The organism is Rhodococcus sp. UYP9 (genome assembly GCF_040547235.1).
In the GTDB taxonomy this organism is placed as follows: domain Bacteria; phylum Actinomycetota; class Actinomycetes; order Mycobacteriales; family Mycobacteriaceae; genus Rhodococcoides.
Genome location: NZ_JBEPPH010000002.1, coordinates 231,496 through 246,273, shown reverse-complemented (window position 1 = coordinate 246,273; position 14,778 = coordinate 231,496). Strand labels below are relative to the sequence as shown.

The 14,778-nt window shown below is 63.9% G+C and carries 16 protein-coding genes; 5 read left to right on the top strand and 11 right to left on the bottom strand.

Annotation, left to right across the window (positions count from 1 at the left end):
• Positions 1 to 51: 51 nt before the first annotated feature.
• The gene (locus ABIB36_RS07485; RefSeq protein WP_256895487.1) at positions 52 to 1,194 is read right to left on the bottom strand and encodes an ABC transporter permease; all 1,143 of its coding nucleotides are present in this window, start codon (positions 1,192 to 1,194) and stop codon (positions 52 to 54) included.
• Entirely contained in the window at positions 1,187 to 2,143 is a 957-nt protein-coding gene (locus ABIB36_RS07480) for an ABC transporter permease (protein WP_084345610.1), read from the bottom strand. The genes ABIB36_RS07485 and ABIB36_RS07480 overlap by 8 nt, the downstream gene beginning before the upstream one ends.
• Before the next feature lie 753 nt (positions 2,144 to 2,896).
• Here ABIB36_RS07480 and ABIB36_RS07475 point away from each other — a divergent pair.
• Genes ABIB36_RS07475 through ABIB36_RS07460 form a run of 4 tightly spaced genes read left to right on the top strand, consistent with a single transcriptional unit; the run spans position 2,897 to position 5,914 of the window.
• On the top strand, positions 2,897 to 3,193 hold the full coding sequence (locus ABIB36_RS07475) for a hypothetical protein (RefSeq protein ID WP_084345611.1): 297 nt from the start codon (positions 2,897 to 2,899) through the stop codon (positions 3,191 to 3,193).
• 38 nt (positions 3,194 to 3,231) lie between these two features.
• Positions 3,232 to 4,911 (top strand): alpha/beta hydrolase, encoded by a 1,680-nt coding sequence (locus tag ABIB36_RS07470; protein ID WP_354559957.1) that lies wholly within the window; start codon positions 3,232 to 3,234, stop codon positions 4,909 to 4,911.
• A complete protein-coding gene (locus ABIB36_RS07465; protein WP_354559959.1) occupies positions 4,911 to 5,486 on the top strand; it encodes an LppA family lipoprotein in 576 nt (191 codons plus the stop codon). Before ABIB36_RS07470 ends, ABIB36_RS07465 begins: the two co-directional genes overlap by 1 nt.
• Positions 5,487 to 5,545: 59 nt before the next feature.
• Complete coding sequence (locus ABIB36_RS07460; protein WP_084345614.1) at positions 5,546 to 5,914, top strand: hypothetical protein; 369 nt, start codon at positions 5,546 to 5,548, stop codon at positions 5,912 to 5,914.
• Between the two features lie 178 nt (positions 5,915 to 6,092).
• Here the strand turns inward: ABIB36_RS07460 and ABIB36_RS07455 are convergent, their stop codons facing one another.
• The 7 genes from ABIB36_RS07455 to ssd all read right to left on the bottom strand — a co-directional run bounded on the left by ABIB36_RS07455 (position 6,093) and on the right by ssd (position 10,709).
• The gene (locus ABIB36_RS07455; protein ID WP_084345615.1) at positions 6,093 to 6,440 is read right to left on the bottom strand and encodes an Rv3654c family TadE-like protein; all 348 of its coding nucleotides are present in this window, start codon (positions 6,438 to 6,440) and stop codon (positions 6,093 to 6,095) included.
• Positions 6,437 to 6,733 (bottom strand): TadE family type IV pilus minor pilin, encoded by a 297-nt coding sequence (locus tag ABIB36_RS07450; protein WP_084345903.1) that lies wholly within the window; start codon positions 6,731 to 6,733, stop codon positions 6,437 to 6,439. The genes ABIB36_RS07455 and ABIB36_RS07450 overlap by 4 nt, the downstream gene beginning before the upstream one ends.
• A gap of 20 nt (positions 6,734 to 6,753) precedes the next feature.
• On the bottom strand, positions 6,754 to 6,957 hold the full coding sequence (locus ABIB36_RS07445) for a DUF4244 domain-containing protein (RefSeq protein WP_084345616.1): 204 nt from the start codon (positions 6,955 to 6,957) through the stop codon (positions 6,754 to 6,756).
• Positions 6,958 to 7,037: 80 nt separating this feature from the next.
• Positions 7,038 to 7,610 carry a type II secretion system F family protein gene (locus ABIB36_RS07440; protein WP_143542054.1) on the bottom strand — a complete coding sequence of 191 codons (573 nt, stop codon included), beginning with the start codon at positions 7,608 to 7,610 and terminating at the stop codon, positions 7,038 to 7,040.
• Positions 7,610 to 8,407: a type II secretion system F family protein gene (locus ABIB36_RS07435; RefSeq protein ID WP_084345618.1), complete on the bottom strand. Its 798-nt coding sequence runs from the start codon at positions 8,405 to 8,407 to the stop codon at positions 7,610 to 7,612. The genes ABIB36_RS07440 and ABIB36_RS07435 overlap by 1 nt, the downstream gene beginning before the upstream one ends.
• Positions 8,404 to 9,585: a TadA family conjugal transfer-associated ATPase gene (locus tag ABIB36_RS07430; RefSeq protein ID WP_179142182.1), complete on the bottom strand. Its 1,182-nt coding sequence runs from the start codon at positions 9,583 to 9,585 to the stop codon at positions 8,404 to 8,406. The genes ABIB36_RS07435 and ABIB36_RS07430 overlap by 4 nt, the downstream gene beginning before the upstream one ends.
• The gene (ssd, locus tag ABIB36_RS07425; RefSeq protein WP_354559962.1) at positions 9,582 to 10,709 is read right to left on the bottom strand and encodes a septum site-determining protein Ssd; all 1,128 of its coding nucleotides are present in this window, start codon (positions 10,707 to 10,709) and stop codon (positions 9,582 to 9,584) included. The genes ABIB36_RS07430 and ssd overlap by 4 nt, the downstream gene beginning before the upstream one ends.
• Positions 10,710 to 11,031: 322 nt before the next feature.
• Between ssd and ABIB36_RS07420 the strand changes: the two genes are divergently transcribed.
• Positions 11,032 to 11,865, top strand: a complete 834-nt coding sequence (locus ABIB36_RS07420; RefSeq protein WP_354559964.1) for an HAD family hydrolase — start codon at positions 11,032 to 11,034, stop codon at positions 11,863 to 11,865.
• Between the two features lie 378 nt (positions 11,866 to 12,243).
• Here ABIB36_RS07420 and ABIB36_RS07415 read toward each other — a convergent pair whose 3' ends face one another.
• Both ABIB36_RS07415 and ABIB36_RS07410 read right to left on the bottom strand, forming a co-directional pair.
• Positions 12,244 to 12,999: a Fic family protein gene (locus ABIB36_RS07415; protein WP_084345622.1), complete on the bottom strand. Its 756-nt coding sequence runs from the start codon at positions 12,997 to 12,999 to the stop codon at positions 12,244 to 12,246.
• A gap of 61 nt (positions 13,000 to 13,060) precedes the next feature.
• Positions 13,061 to 14,770: a dipeptide ABC transporter ATP-binding protein gene (locus tag ABIB36_RS07410; protein WP_354559966.1), complete on the bottom strand. Its 1,710-nt coding sequence runs from the start codon at positions 14,768 to 14,770 to the stop codon at positions 13,061 to 13,063.
• Between the last annotated feature and the right edge of the window lie 8 nt (positions 14,771 to 14,778).

Here is a 14,778-nt window from a genome sequence, read left to right as displayed (position 1 = left end):
TGCCATGTAGGGCCAGGACTGAGGCGATACGGACACTGTCCGCTCTCGCCGTCACAGCTTTGCCTGGCGTGAGCCGCCGGTGGCCTTCTGCGCCTTTTCGCCGACAATGTTGAACGAGAACACTGTCAAGAACAGGAACATGCCCGGGACCAGTACGACGAACGCGTGCTTCTCGAACACCCCGCCCTGGCCCTCGGCGATCATGTTTCCCCACGTCGGGATCGGCGGCTGGATGCCGAGGCCCAAGAAGCTCAGCGATGCCTCGGCGACAATCATCACCGAGATCATCACCATGCCGAGCGAGGCCAGCGGCAGCGCCACGTTCGGCGCCAGCTCGCGAACCATCACCCGCCAGCGGCTCGCGCCCATCGCGCGGGCCGCGAGGACGAATTCACGTTGGGCGAATGTCAACGTGTTCGCCCGCGCTATTCGAATCATCGACGGCACCGCAAGCACCGCCAGTGCCAACGCGATGTTGCGCAGGTTCGGTTTGAGCACCGACGCCAACGCGATCAGCAGGATCAATGCGGGTACTGCGAGCAGCGAGTTCGTCAAGATCCCGACGATCGAGTCGACTTTCCCGCCGAAGTAGCCGGCGAGGATGCCGATCGCGCCACCGATAATGATGCCGATCAGCACAGCGCCGACCGCGACCACGAGGGAGGACCGTGCACCGTAGATGGACCTCGCAAACAGGTCCAGGCCGAAGTTGTTCGTCCCCAGCGGGTGGCCGGAGAACAGATCCGGCGGGGCGTAACCCTTGGATCCGAGAGTCTTGCTGGTGTCCTCGTGCTCAGCAAACGGCAACAGCGGCGCGATGATTGCTACGCCGATGATCAACGCCAGCCACACGCATGAGATCACGAACGTCAGATCGAAGTCCGGGCCGAAACGGGCCAGCCCGATCCGACGGAAGCCCATGTAGATACCCATCAGGCCGATGATGCCGACCACGATGCGCACAGCCATCACGACCGGGCCCGCGCCCAGCGCGAAACCGAACGCGATCACCCCGATTGCCAGCAGAATTCCGCCGCGTACGTACAGGTTTCGACGTCCGTCTTTGCCGTCGGCGGCGGCCGTGACAGCGGGGTCCTTCACTACCGGATCGGCGACGATCACCGCGGCACCCTGTGCCATCGCGGGGATGGCCTGATCGGGGTCGTTGAGGTCGGGGTGGGAGATATTAGACATGGGCTCGTCGGCTCCTCGGGTCGAGATATCCATAGGAGATATCGATGATGCCGTTGGCCACCACGTAGATGAACGCGATCACCAGTACCGCTCCCTGCACCATCGGCATATCGCCCTGCTGGGCGGCGCGCACGATCAGCGAACCCATCCCCGGCAGCGAGAACAGCGTCTCGATGATGACGGTGGAGCCGATCATCGAGCCCAGCACCAGGCCGAGCATCGTGATCAGGGAGAACGAGGAGGGACGGAACGCATCGGAGATCAGCAACCTCAGGTTCGAGGTGCCCTTCGCCTTGGATACCAGGATGAAGTTCTCTTGCAGGGTCGTGATCAGGTCGCTGCGCAAGATGCGCAGGAACATCGCCATTTCCAGGAGGCTGATCGTGACCGCCGGCAGGATCGCGTGGTACAGGTTGTCGGCAAGTCCCCCCTCGGACACACGCACCCACTGGGAGCGCGGGAACCAGCCGAGGGTGTTGACGAACAGCATGATCAGCAGCAGGCCGGACAGGAACGATGGGATCGACAAGACGCCGAATGTGGTGGCACTGATGACACGGTCGACCAGGCCGCCGCTGTGGCGCGCGGACCACATTGCCAACGGAATCGATACCACCAGTGCGATAACCATCCCCATGACAGCCAACTGCACACTCACCGGCAGCGCTGCGACGATGCGCTCCATCACGTCCGACTGCGGCGGAACCAGCGAACGGCCCAGATCGCCCTGCAGAGCGGACGTGAGCCAATCCCAGTAGCGGCTCAAGAACGGATCGTCCAAGCCCATATCGAGACGCGCCTGGGCGTACTCCTCAGGGGTACGTCCCTCGCCTAGCGCCGCCACCGACGGGTCACCGGGTATCAGCGACACAAGTCCGAACGTGCCGAGGCTGACGACGAACAGCACAGCAATCAGCTCGCCAATTTTTTTGAACACAACCTTGGTCATTGCTGGCGTTGCCCCCTTTCTCTGTTCATCCGTTCATCCTCACTTCGATACGATGCTCAGCTGGCCGCGCTTGCGGCCACAGAGTCTTGGGCGGTATCAGCCGGCGCCGAGTCGGTACAGCGCCGAACCGTGGAACGACAGCATTCACTGTTCCGTGCGTCTCATTATGACTGCTGTCACACATCATGAAGGTTCAGTCTCACTGTTCGAGACTGCCCACGATCGGTTAGATCACGAAGGGAACCGAGTCAAGCCAGGCGTCGTCGCCGGGCACATAGCGAAGGAGGCATCCAGCCACCGAAAGCACCCACTGAAGAACCTTCGCGGCGGGTGCATGAGATACAGACATGTAGGGGCTGCCTGCTCGGCGCTTTCCGCTCGAGGCCGGCTTGCGCGGGCTGATCCCCGCATAGAGCAGCGTCAGACCGGCCAGCTGATGTAGAAAAACTTTTGGCAGCCGGCGCCGATGTTGATGTCCGCGACAACAAGGAGTGGACGCCGGTGCCTTTTGCGAGTGCTCATCTTTGGCCGCGTCTCATCTGCCGGAAGCGTTCTCGATGACTGAGTAATTCCAGTATCGCAGCAGTGTCGATAGAGAGTCGAAGCGTCGACCGGCGCGTCTGGGCCAACGCACTGACTACGGAGTGAAGGTCGGACATTGCTGGATCGTGGCAAATGCGTACGTGTTAGCCTTCTGGCGAATTTGGCGCTGCTGTCAGGTTGAGGTCATTCAATTCCGCTGGGGGGCGAGAAGTGGGCGAACTGCTGGCAGTCGATGTCGAAGAGCTTCGAGCACTCAGTAGAACACTCGCCGATACGGCGATCACGATCAACGGAATCAGCGTCACCGCGACTATCGCGATGCCGGGCTCGCCGATCGCCCCAGCCTCGGAGCAGAGCACCAAGACCACGGCCGACGCCTACACACGCATCGGCAACAACGTCAACGAGATGTCGGCAGCGTGCAAGTGGAACGCAACAAGCTACGAGGACGTCGACCGGACGTTTCGTTCTCAGTTGCTCCGCTACGACCGCGCGGCCCCGCGGTGACCACGATCTCCCACGTGCGGGGTTGTCAGCCGAGGTCGATGACGGATTACGCCACGTCTCTGCTGGCGTCGAACAGTACGTTCACCGACCAGGTGCACCGGATGGATCGTGCGGTCGACTCCGCGATGGACAGGTGGCAGGGAGATGCGGCAGCCGCCGCGTCGGCGCGCAGTCTGTCGGAAAGCCTTGCCTCCTCCCACATCGACACGGCCGTCATAGCCATCGCCGAGGCGCACGCATCCCACGGGTCAGTACTCGACGGCATCCGCGCATCGCTGCTGGCCATCGTCGACTTCGAGGTGCCCGGTGCCGGTATGACGGTTGCCGATGACGGCTCAGTGACAGCGCCGACGGTCCCGGTCGGCGGCGGTGTGGTCATCGCGATGCTCCTGCAGAGTCAACTCGACGCGCAGGCCGACGCCATCGAGGTGCGCATCAAGGCGCTCCTCGCACAGTTCGGCGACGGTGAAGTGCAAGCGACGCAGGCTATTCGAGTAGCGCAGCACCAGCTCGACGCCGTCTCGAACTCGCCGGAGGCCGCGACGATCAGCCCGGCCGTATCGGACATCGTCAATGGCAAGACCTCGCTGCCGTCGGACCCTGCCCACTTGAGCGAGTTGTGGTCCACGTTGTCCCCGGCCGACAAGGACGCGCTGTTCGCTCACGACAACTACATCGGCAACAGCGACGGTCTCCCGGTCACCGATCGTGACCACTACAACCGAATCAAACTCGACGACGAGTTGTCTCGCGCCGAGGCCCGCGACCCGGCCGTGTCGGATCGGCTCGTGGATCTACAGGCCGTCCTGGACACCATCGCCAACAACCCGGACCGGATGTTGCTGCTCCTCGACACCCAGTCGGGTGTGCAAACCCATGCGGCGGTGGCTGTCGGTAACCCGGACACCGCGGATCACGTATCCGTCACCACACCGGGACTGGGCACCACCGTCGGTGGTGCGATCGGGGCCATGACCGATGAGGGCGAGCAAATCAAGCTGACCGCCGAGAAGCAACTCGACAACATGCCCGGGCACGCGGGTGAGACGGTGTCGACCGTTGCGTGGATCGGTTACGACGCACCGCAACTCGACAAAGAGGACTACACCTCCGAGGAAAGTCTCGGTGGGCTGATACAGGTGTCGGAGGAATGGAACGCGCAGGCCGCTGCGCCGAACCTGTCGCAATTCTACGAAGGCATCGACGCCTCGAACCACGACGGCGACCCGCACCTGACCGCAGTGGGGCATTCGTACGGCTCTCTGACCACAGGACTTGCCTTGCAACAAACTCCTGCGGGAATCGTCGACGACGTGATTGTCTACGGGTCACCCGGCCTGGGCACCGGCCATGACTTCGTAGACAGCAGTCTCGACAAGCTCAACATCGAACCGGGGCACGCGTACGAGATGACCGCGCACGACGATCCCGTCGCGCACTTGAACCGATTCGGCTGGAGTCCCGGCTACATGTCTGAATTCACCCACCTGGACACCGACGCCGAGACGACCGCCGACGGGGTGGCGCGCCAGGCTGCGACGGGGCACAGCGAGTATCCGAGGTCGGGCGACGACGGTGAATTGCGCACGTCCGGCTACAACACGGCCGTCGTGATCGCCGGCCTGGCGGATGTGCCCGGCCAACTCGTCATCGGCGACTCGGCCATCCAGACCGGCGGACGCGATGTATTGACCCAACTCATGGATGCGGTGCGCTGATGCGCGAGACACGAACTACCGACACACGATCGCGACGGTGGATGACGACGGTAGCCGTCGCCATAGTCTTTACCCTGACAGGATGCGGATCCGACGTGCTCGATAATCCCTACGAAAAGCCGAGCCCGGCCGAGACGGCAGATGCAGCAGCGATTCTGGCGACTCTCCCGTCGCTCGAAGAAACCGAGGTGCAGATGCAGAACGCCGTCGAGCAGCTCGCGGCCTTCATCGACACCCTCGTGCCCGACATGGGGTGGACCTGGATACGACAGAGGAGCGCCGGCAGCTGCAGCCGGCCGTTCAGCGATACCGACGGCGACGATGTCCAATTGAAAAACTATGTGTCGGTGGGGCCGATTCCGGATGCGGTGTGGCCGCAGGTGCTCGAGCACGCGTCGACCCTCGCTACGGCTGTAGGCGCAACCAAGGTGCAAACCTTTCACGACGACCCGGACAATCACGAGGTTCGCTTCTACAGCCCGGAGGGCACGTCCATCTTCATCGGCACCAGGGGCGCCGTCATCTCCGCGAACACGGGATGCCGACTGCCGCAGGCGAATATGGCCGGAACATAGCACGTTCGCCGGGACCCTTGGCCGACCTGCACTCAGCATCGAAAGGACCCCCCGTGACGATGCCCAACAGCGCATTCGACGAGCTGGGCATCAAAGTTCAACGTGCACAGGCAGTTGTCTCCGCGATCCGCGGTGTGGGACGGGCCGGCGGCATCGCTGTCGAGGTCGACGCCGAGAATCGGCTTGTCGCACTGCATCATCCGGACGCACACATCATCCTGGCCGCGTACCGAGCGGCGCTCCTGGACAAGCAGCCGCAGGTGGACGAAGCGATGCGAGAAATGCTCAACGATCCCGACGTCCACGCAATCACCTCGTTCGTACATACCAGCTCCGCTGTCATACCAGCGCACCATCCGCAGCCCGTCGAGGACGACGACACCTACTTCCAAAATCTCGAGCAGGATCCACTCGGCCGGAATCGATGACCTTCGACTCAGTTCGGTAGAGCCCACATTTCACGATTCGCTTCCTCTGCTCGTCGGGCTGCCTTCTCGGCCACGTCCGGCTGGGCTCCGACCGCGGTGCACAACACCGTCCACACTCCACGTGGACGCCATCTGCACACGACCGGAATCATCGGGACCCTCCGACCCCATCGACACTTCACGCCGGCCCCGCCCGCGCCGACGCGACCGCGTCGGCGATCCCGAATCGCCCGAGCGGCAGAGTGATCGTCACGGTGACCACGACGTCCCAACCCTCTACGACGCACTCCGTCACCTCACCCTTCGAGCGGCTTACGATCTCCCGCGCCGTCGCACACGCATCCCCGACGCCTCGGTTCAATTCCCCGGCGGCCGCGAGAGCCGACAGGTCCGCAGCCGACTGGGCCTGATGCCGGGCACCGACCGCCGAGCCGACGTGAACGATCGCCACCACGACCACCAGCAATGCGGCCAGTGCAGCTGCAGCAAGAACCGTCACACTGCCTTCCTCACTGGACACCGTCATTCCGCAGTGTCCGGTTCGATCGCGGCGACAGCTTCGGCACTGACAGTCAAACCCGGCAACGGCGTGTCGGACTGCACGCGGGCTGTCACGAACCCATCGTGCTCGGTGACGGTGATCTGCGCCCCACTCGGCGCCACCGACTGGGCAACCGATACCGCATCACCCCTGGCCGCCAATCGCGCTGCTTCCCGCGCCGCATCCACACACCGGACATACATCGACACAGCAAGTATCGCCCCGATGCATGTCACGACGACCGCAACGATGGACGCGATGGCGATAGCCGCCTCCACCGTCACGGCGCCGTCGTCGGCTACACAGCTGTCTTGAGGGCTCGGTCGATGATTCCGGTCAACGAACTCACGATCGAATCGCCGGTCACCACTGTGTAGAGAATCGCCCCGAACGCCGCAGCGGCGATCGTGCCGATTGCGTACTCGGCTGTCGACATTCCATCGTCGTCCGCCGCGGCCAAGATCAATCTCACCTGAAGCTCTCGAACCATCCTGTGCACCATGCCTATTCCCTCCCTCGACCTCCGAGACGGCGGTTCCGCCTCGGAATCCTCTGTGTCTCGTCACAGCGACCCTCGTGTGCTCACAGCAGTCCCCCACCCAGTACGTTCCCGGCGAGTCCGATGACGACGGGAACGATCCCGAGGCACACGAACGCCGGCAGAAAGCACAGGCCGAGCGGCCCACTGATCAACACCCCTGCGCGCTCGGCTGCGGCTGCCGACGAGTCCTCGGTCTGTGCACGCCGCGCCTCGGCGAGCTCGGAAATCCCCTGTGCCAACGAGGCTCCCGATCTTGCCGATCGCCGCGCCATTCGCGCGAGGGATTCGATGTCGGGCCTGGCGGCTACGGGCTCCCACGCGGCAGCGGGGTCCGCGCCCAGCGCGAGTAAGTCTGCGGTGGTGCGCAATGCCTCGGCGAAGGGCTCGTTCGTCGACTCGGAAACCGCAGCGGCTGCGATGCCCACCGGAAGTCCGCCGCGCAAACATGCAGCCAGCAGATCGAACGTGGTCGCAACCGAATGTGGATCGGCAATGTCGGCGTCGTCTCCGCTCTTCTCGTCGAAAGGATCCTTGGGCGCGATACGAGAGACGTACGAGGGAGCTGTTGGGATCACGGCGAGTGACGCCGCCGCGCACACCGCCGCCACCCACATCAACGGCACACCTTTTCGGTGATCGCATCGGTCCACATCAGCCCGGCGCACGCCAACATCGAGCCGAGCACCAGAAGGACTCCGCCCAGGCCGCCGCCGAACAGCACACCGATCGGGGACGCCCCCATGAATTGACCAAGGATGACCCCGAGGACCGGCAAACCCGACAACACTGTTCCCGTCGCCCGGGCACCGGCCAGGCTCGCCTCGGTTCGATCGCGAAACCGACTCCTACCCAACAGGTCCTGCCGCGCTGCCCCGAGCAGGTCGGCAAGCCCCAATCCGCGGGTGTCCGCGATGTGCCAGGCTGCGGACAATCGCGAGAGTTCCACGTGCACCGGCGAATCCGCGACGAGCAAGCCCGCACACGCATCACCACCCAGCCGCGCACGCCCCGCCGCGGTGCCGAACGCGACAGCCACGCTTCCACTGCAATCGGCAGCAGCACTCGCGCAGGCCAACGCCGGATGCGAGCCGACTCGGAGCTCACCGATGACGACGTCGAGTCCAGCGATGAGCGAGTCGAGCTCACCGCGATGCGATCTCCGCCGCTGAGCTTTCTTTCTCCGACGGACCACCGTTGCACCGACGATGATGGCGGCACAGAGCGCATGCAGGCCACCCGCCACCACGGCAAGGGCCAACCCCACCACTACCACCGACGTGAGACCCAGTGCCCGAGAGCGCGTTCGATCGGCACGAGCGACTTTGCCACGCAGCAACGACGGCACTCGCACACGTGGACGCGGTAGCACCAGAAGTGCCGCGGCACAAGATAGAACACCCAGCGCGGTCACAACCGCGCCAACCGTTGCTCGAGGAGTGCATCCAGCCGTTCTCGGCCGCGGTGTACATCGCCGTCCACACTCCACGCGGACACCATCTGCACGCGACCGGAATCATCGGGAACGACCACGGCAATTTCACGCAACCGACGCCGGCCATCGAACGAGCGATGCACATGCAAGACCACCTGTACCGCGGCCGCGAGTTGACTGTGCAAAGCCGCACGATCCAAACCACCCAGTGCGGCAAGAGCTTCCAGGCGTGCGGGCACCTCGGCGGGAGAGTTGGCGTGAATCGTGCCCGCTCCGCCGTCGTGACCGGTGTTGAGCGCGGTGAGCAGGTCGACGACTTCTGCGCCGCGAACCTCTCCCACAACGAGCCGGTCCGGCCGCATCCGTAGCGCTTGACGAACAAGCTGCCGAACGGTGACCTCGCCGACGCCCTCGACGTTGGGCGCCCGAGCAACCATTCGAACGACGTGCGGATGCGACGGCGCCAACTCGGCAGCATCCTCGACGCACACGATGCGCTCGCTGCGCGCGACCTCGCCCAGCATGGCGGCCAACAACGTAGTCTTTCCTGCGCCGGTTCCGCCGATGACCAGAAATGCCAAGCGCGCCTCGATGATCCGCTTCACCAGAGCGAGAGCACTCGGCTCGAGCGCTCCACGGTCCGCCAAGGCTCCGAGCCCCTGGGTGGTCGGGCGCAACACGCGCAGCGACAGACAGGTACCGCCTCGCGCGACGGGCGACAGCACCGCATGCAGTCGGACGCCGAAAGTGCCGTCGCCCACTCCGGGTAGCTGCCCGTCGACCCACGGTTGAGCGTCGTCGAGCCGTCGGCCCGCGGACAGTGCCAGTCGCTGCGCGAGGCGTCGTACCGCGGCCTCGTCGGCGAAACGGATGTCGGTGCGCTCGAGTCCCGCGCCGCGGTCGACCCATACTTCGTCCGGTGCCGTGACCAGAACGTCGGCGACCCTGGAATCGAGTAGCAGCGTCTCCAGCGGGCCTGCACCGGTCAGCTCGGTCTGCAGGACACGGAGCGCCGCCAAGAGATCGGTATCGCTCAATACCCCGCCCGCTTCGATTCTGATGGCTGCAGCGACCAACGCGGGCGTCGGTTCACCCGTCGTGTGGACGAGCCTGTCGCGAACGCGGTCCAACAACTCCGGCGTGACGACGGCGCTCATGCCGCCCACCGCCTCGGCGCCGGCTTGCGCGCGAACGTCGCGAGAATCGACTCCGCGGCATCGGTCAGAGGCGATCGACGTCCGAGCCCTAGCCCCCCGCGTTCGATACGCTGCGCCAAGCCTGGCTCGGGTCGCATCGTAGCCAGCAGGGGCAATCGGAGGGCGTCGGCGATGTCGGTGCCGCGCAATCCCCCGGGCGCGGGCCCCCGCACGACGAGTCCGACGTTCGAATTGCGGCCGCGGAGGTAGCCGAGGAGATTCTCGGCGCCAGCGACGGCTCCGATCTCGGCGGGGACGACCAACACCACCAGGTCCGCGGCGTCGTGGAAGACGTCGGTGTGTGGGCCTGGGTGACGGGGAACGTCGCACACGACCAGATCTCCGGATCGGCGTCCGGCGTCGACCACCGCGGCACATGCCGTCACATCCAGGCCCGAAGATCCCGAGTCCGCGCGGCCGGCCGAGAGGACGGCCAACGAGCCGCTCGACGGCAACGCACTGTGTAGGGCATCGCCGGAAATCCGGCCTGCCTCGACGACGAGTCCGGGCCATCGCAGGCCCGGCTGATCCTCCCAGCCGAGCATGAGATCGAGTCCTGGACCGTAGCTGTCGCCGTCGACCAACAGCGTGCGCGCTCCTGCCGCGGAGGCCGACAGGGCCAACGCCACGGCGAGCGTCGACGTTCCAGCACCGCCCCGGCCACCGACGACGGTGATGACCCCGCCGCCGCCCTCGGTCCGGTCGTGTTCCCGTCCGAGGAGCCCGATCAACGTCGCTTCGTCTTGCGGAAGTCCCAGAACGTGTGATGCTCCGACGGCAGTGGCAGCACGCCATTGGTCGACGCCGGGTTCTCCTCGGCCCAACACGAAGATCGCGTCGCGACGGGGCAGTCTTCGGGACGACGCCTCGCGAGCGTGGGCGGCGTCGAGGAGTATTGCGTCGGCTTCATCCCACTCGATCCTGCTCGGCGGAGTTACTGTCGCGGCAATACCGACTGGTAAGTTCCTTTCCAGCACAGTGCATTCGGCCGCCGCGGCGATCCTGAGTACTTCGTCGCGCAGTACGGGATCGCCGGTGGACAACACGATCGGGCGCCGAATCGGCGACATGTCCTGGAATTCCATGGGTGCGAGCCTGCAGTGAATTGCGCTCGGAGAAAACAGCGTTCATGCCGAATGGGGATAACTCGCAACGTGTGGACGAGATCGTGTACATCCGTACCAAATTCACGCATACCCCTACAACGAGGACGACCCTCGCCAGGGGGGAGGAGGCGAGGGTCGTCGAGTTCAGCCCCGGGGGGTCGGGCTGAACTTGCCCGGACGAATCCGGACAGGTCGATACTACACCTGGCGATGACGGTGTTTGCAAGTTCAACCTTCGTTCTTACACAGTGAGACAAACCGGGAAATGGCCGAAAAATCCAAACGCTCTATTGTGAAGTCCGTGACCACCAGCACCGGTATCGACCACGCCGAATCCCCCCGTCCAGACGGAAAGATCGCCGCGTTCTTCGACCTGGACAAGACGATCATCGCCAAGTCGAGCACGCTCGCTTTCAGCAAACCATTTTTCGATCAGGGGCTGATAAACAGACGGGCCGTACTCAAAAGCAGCTATGCACAGTTCTTGTTTCTGCTATCCGGCGCCGATCACGACCAAATGGAGCGAATGCGAGCGCATATTGCTGCAATGTCCGCCGGATGGGACGTCGAACAAATTCGGTCGATCGTTGCAGAAACGTTGCACGACATAGTGGATCCGTTGGTATTCGCCGAAGCAGCGGACTTGATCGCAGATCACAAACTCCGCGGACACGACGTCGTGATCGTCTCGGCATCCGGTGAGGAAATCGTCGGTCCGATCGCCGAAGCGCTCGGCGCAGACTTCAGCACCGCCACTCAGATGGAGGTCGAGGACGGCCGATACAACGGAACCGTCGCCTTCTACTGCTACGGTGAGGGCAAGGTCGAAGCGATGAACGCACTCGCCGAGTCCCGAAATTACGACCTGTCAAGGTGTTTCGCGTATTCGGACTCGATCACAGACCTTCCCATGCTTCATGCCGTCGGCAATCCGACTGCCGTCAATCCCGACCGTGCGCTTCGCAAGGAGGCCGCATCGCTTGGTTGGCCGATTCTGACTTTTTCCAATCCGGTCTCACTTCGATCACGTATCCAAGCACCATCGGGTACAACCGTGGCGGCAAGTGCCGCAGTCTTTTTCAGTGCGCTGCTGGCCGGAGCGGTTACCTACGGATTGCTGAGAAGAAAACCGTGACGCACCCCTTGCTGTGAGCGCCGTCACGGGGTACAAAGGACTTACGGAAGAACGGAAGGCCAAGATCGAACCGGAAGAGAAGGTTCCCTCTCCCAACCGCGATTCCCAGCACGGACACCAGGCACCCACGCTGAGCTCGCCGCTGACATGGCAAAAGCGCTGTGGGTCTGCGAGATTCGGGATGTAGCAGCAAGAACCCTGCACGGGTTGCAGGGATGACCTCCTACCTCACCGGACCATCGCCGAGGCCATGCGATCCTAGCGATCGTGACAGCCCACCAATGCACGCTTGGTAACCCGGCAGTCCGTGCTAACGGGCGGCGAAGTCGACTCAGGTCGGCGGCGCCGCCCTTTTGATGTGCCGACACAGCCAGGTGGTTACTTGTCGGAGCCTGCAGCCTCGGCGATCGACGTCGCTTCCATCGCCCCGGCCTCGAGTGCGCCGCAGCAGAGGATGACCCAGCTGCCGACACCGGTGGCAGTACCGGAAGCGAACCCTGCCGCTCCGTCTCGGTAGGCCTGCGATCGGCGCAGCCAACTCACTTCGGGTACTCCGAGATTGTGCGGATCCAAACCCGAAGACGCGGCCACGAGCCGAGACGCTGCCCGGGCGACGACACCATCGGCCGACTCGAACGGCTTCAACGTCAACAGCTCACCGTGCACGATCGCCGCAATGACCGGCGCCGGCGCGGAGGATCCACCGGTGACCAGCTGGGCCAGAAAGTCCAGACGCTCACCGATCCCGCCGTCCGAACGTGGTCGCCCGAGTGCTGACTGGTCCTCGACCAGGTCCGCCGCAGCAAGTAGATGGAGTCGAGCGAGGGCCTGAAGCGGCGCGCTCTTCCATGTCGAGAGCATGATCGACAGCGCATCACCGTCGAGCGCTGCACCTACCCGCAAAGCGCCTGCCAGAATCGGGTCGCCGTCTTCACCTTCGCGTGGGAAGTCCATCGACCCGCCTTCGAGGGCGGACGAAGATCGAGCTGCACGTACTGCGGCTTCTGCCGCCGTGGCAGGCCAGCCTCGACGGTTCGTCTTGTGCCGATGCACTGCTCCGAGTGCGTCGCGGGCACGTTCGGCGGCGTCGATGACGCCGGGGAGTTCGAGCAGCGGGGCGAGAGGGTCCGTCACGATAGGCGACGGTACCCCCTCGCAGGCTGGAGCAGACTCGCCGGACTGCCCCAGCCGATCGCTATACGCCGAGCTGAACCGAACCACCGGGAATGGCGGCCAGCAGTCGCTGTGTGTACTCCTGCTGCGGGTTGTCGAACACCTCGTCGGTCGTGGCCGCCTCGACGATCTCTCCTGATCGCATGACCAGCACGTCATCGGCGATCTGCCGCACCACGGCAAGATCGTGCGTGATGAAGAGGTAGGTCAGACCGAGCTCAGCCTGCAGATCGTTCAGCAAGGACAGAATCTGCGCCTGCACGAGAACGTCGAGAGCCGAGACCGCCTCGTCGCAGATCACCATCTCCGGCGAGAGAGCCAGAGCGCGCGCAATGGCTACGCGTTGACGCTGGCCGCCGGAAAGCTCGTTCGGGAATCGGCGCATGACCGAAGTCGGCAACGCCACCTTGTCCAACAGGTCACGGACCCGAGCCTCACGTTCCTTCTTGCTGCCGACCTTGTGGGTCCGCAGCGGCTCTTCGATAGTGCGGTAGATCGAGTACATCGGATCCAGCGACCCATAGGGGTTCTGGAAGATCGGCTGTACACGACGCCGGAACGCGAAGGCATCCTTGTTGTTCAAACCCGCGACGTCACGTCCGTCGAACTGGACGGATCCGGCCGTCGGTTCCAGTAGACCCAGAACCATTTGTGCCACAGTCGATTTACCGGATCCCGATTCACCGACGATGGCGGTCGTCGTGCCACGTGCCACGGTGAACGAGACGTCCTTGACGGCAGTGAACACCGTTGACTTGAATGGACTGCCACCACGAAGCTTGAACTCCTTGGTCAGCTTGTCGACCACGAGGACGCAATCTTTTGCCGGTTCGAAGTCGCCTTCACCGTGGGCAGTCTTCTCGGCGACGACCTCCTCGGCAGCCTGCTTCGCATGCGCGACGATGTCACCACGCACCACCGAGGACTTCAACCGTTGCGACGCAAGCGACGGCGCCGCGGCGACCAACTTCTGGGTGTACGCATGCTGCGGATTCTGCAGAATTTCCAGCGCCGGACCGGATTCCACGATTCGGCCCTTGCTCATGACGACCAGATGCGACGCCCGCTCAGCGGCGAGGCCGAGATCGTGGGTGATGAGCAGTACCGCTGTGCCCAGTTCCTTCGTCAGTCCCTCGAGGTGATCGAGAATCTGACGCTGGACCGTGACATCGAGAGCGGAGGTGGGCTCGTCGGCGATCAACAGTTTGGGTCGCGCGGACAATCCGATTGCGATCAACGCCCGCTGGCGCATACCCCCGGAGAATTCGTGCGGGTACTGATTGACACGCTTCTCCGAGTCCGTCAACCCAGCCTCGTCGAGGAGTTCGACGGCACGGGCGCGTGCGGCCTTCCCCTTGGCGATTCCATTGGCCGCCAACGCTTCTTCGATCTGGTAGCCAATTTTCCACACCGGGTTCAGGTTCGACATCGGATCCTGCGGAACCAACCCGATCTGGCTTCCGCGGATCGCGACGAAGTCCTTCTCCTTCGCGTTCGTCAGATTCTTTCCGTCGAACCAGATCTCGCCCGCGGTCACCTTGCCGGTGCCCGGGAGGAGATTGATGATCGCGTGCGCGGTCGTGGATTTGCCACTGCCGGACTCGCCCACGATCGCTACCGTCTGGCCCGGATAGACCGTCAGGCTGACGCCGCGAACAGCTGGTACCGCACCGGAATTGGACTGGAACGACACCTCGAGGTCCTTGATGTCGAGCAACGGCTGCTCACTCATCGCAACTT

Bases quoted from the DNA above. Each gene is read 5' to 3' on its own strand.
- ABIB36_RS07485 (WP_256895487.1), bottom strand. From the start codon at position 1,194: ATGTCTAATATCTCCCACCCCGACCTCAACGACCCCGATCAGGCCATC.
- ABIB36_RS07480 (WP_084345610.1), bottom strand. From the start codon at position 2,143: ATGACCAAGGTTGTGTTCAAAAAAATTGGCGAGCTGATTGCTGTGCTG.
- ABIB36_RS07470 (WP_354559957.1), top strand. From the start codon at position 3,232: ATGACGGATTACGCCACGTCTCTGCTGGCGTCGAACAGTACGTTCACC.
- ABIB36_RS07465 (WP_354559959.1), top strand. From the start codon at position 4,911: ATGCGCGAGACACGAACTACCGACACACGATCGCGACGGTGGATGACG.
- ABIB36_RS07460 (WP_084345614.1), top strand. From the start codon at position 5,546: ATGCCCAACAGCGCATTCGACGAGCTGGGCATCAAAGTTCAACGTGCA.
- ABIB36_RS07455 (WP_084345615.1), bottom strand. From the start codon at position 6,440: ATGACGGTGTCCAGTGAGGAAGGCAGTGTGACGGTTCTTGCTGCAGCT.
- ABIB36_RS07445 (WP_084345616.1), bottom strand. From the start codon at position 6,957: ATGGTGCACAGGATGGTTCGAGAGCTTCAGGTGAGATTGATCTTGGCC.
- ABIB36_RS07440 (WP_143542054.1), bottom strand. From the start codon at position 7,610: ATGTGGGTGGCGGCGGTGTGCGCGGCGGCGTCACTCGCCGTGATCCCA.
- ABIB36_RS07430 (WP_179142182.1), bottom strand. From the start codon at position 9,585: ATGAGCGCCGTCGTCACGCCGGAGTTGTTGGACCGCGTTCGCGACAGG.
- ssd (WP_354559962.1), bottom strand. From the start codon at position 10,709: ATGGAATTCCAGGACATGTCGCCGATTCGGCGCCCGATCGTGTTGTCC.
- ABIB36_RS07410 (WP_354559966.1), bottom strand. From the start codon at position 14,770: ATGAGTGAGCAGCCGTTGCTCGACATCAAGGACCTCGAGGTGTCGTTC.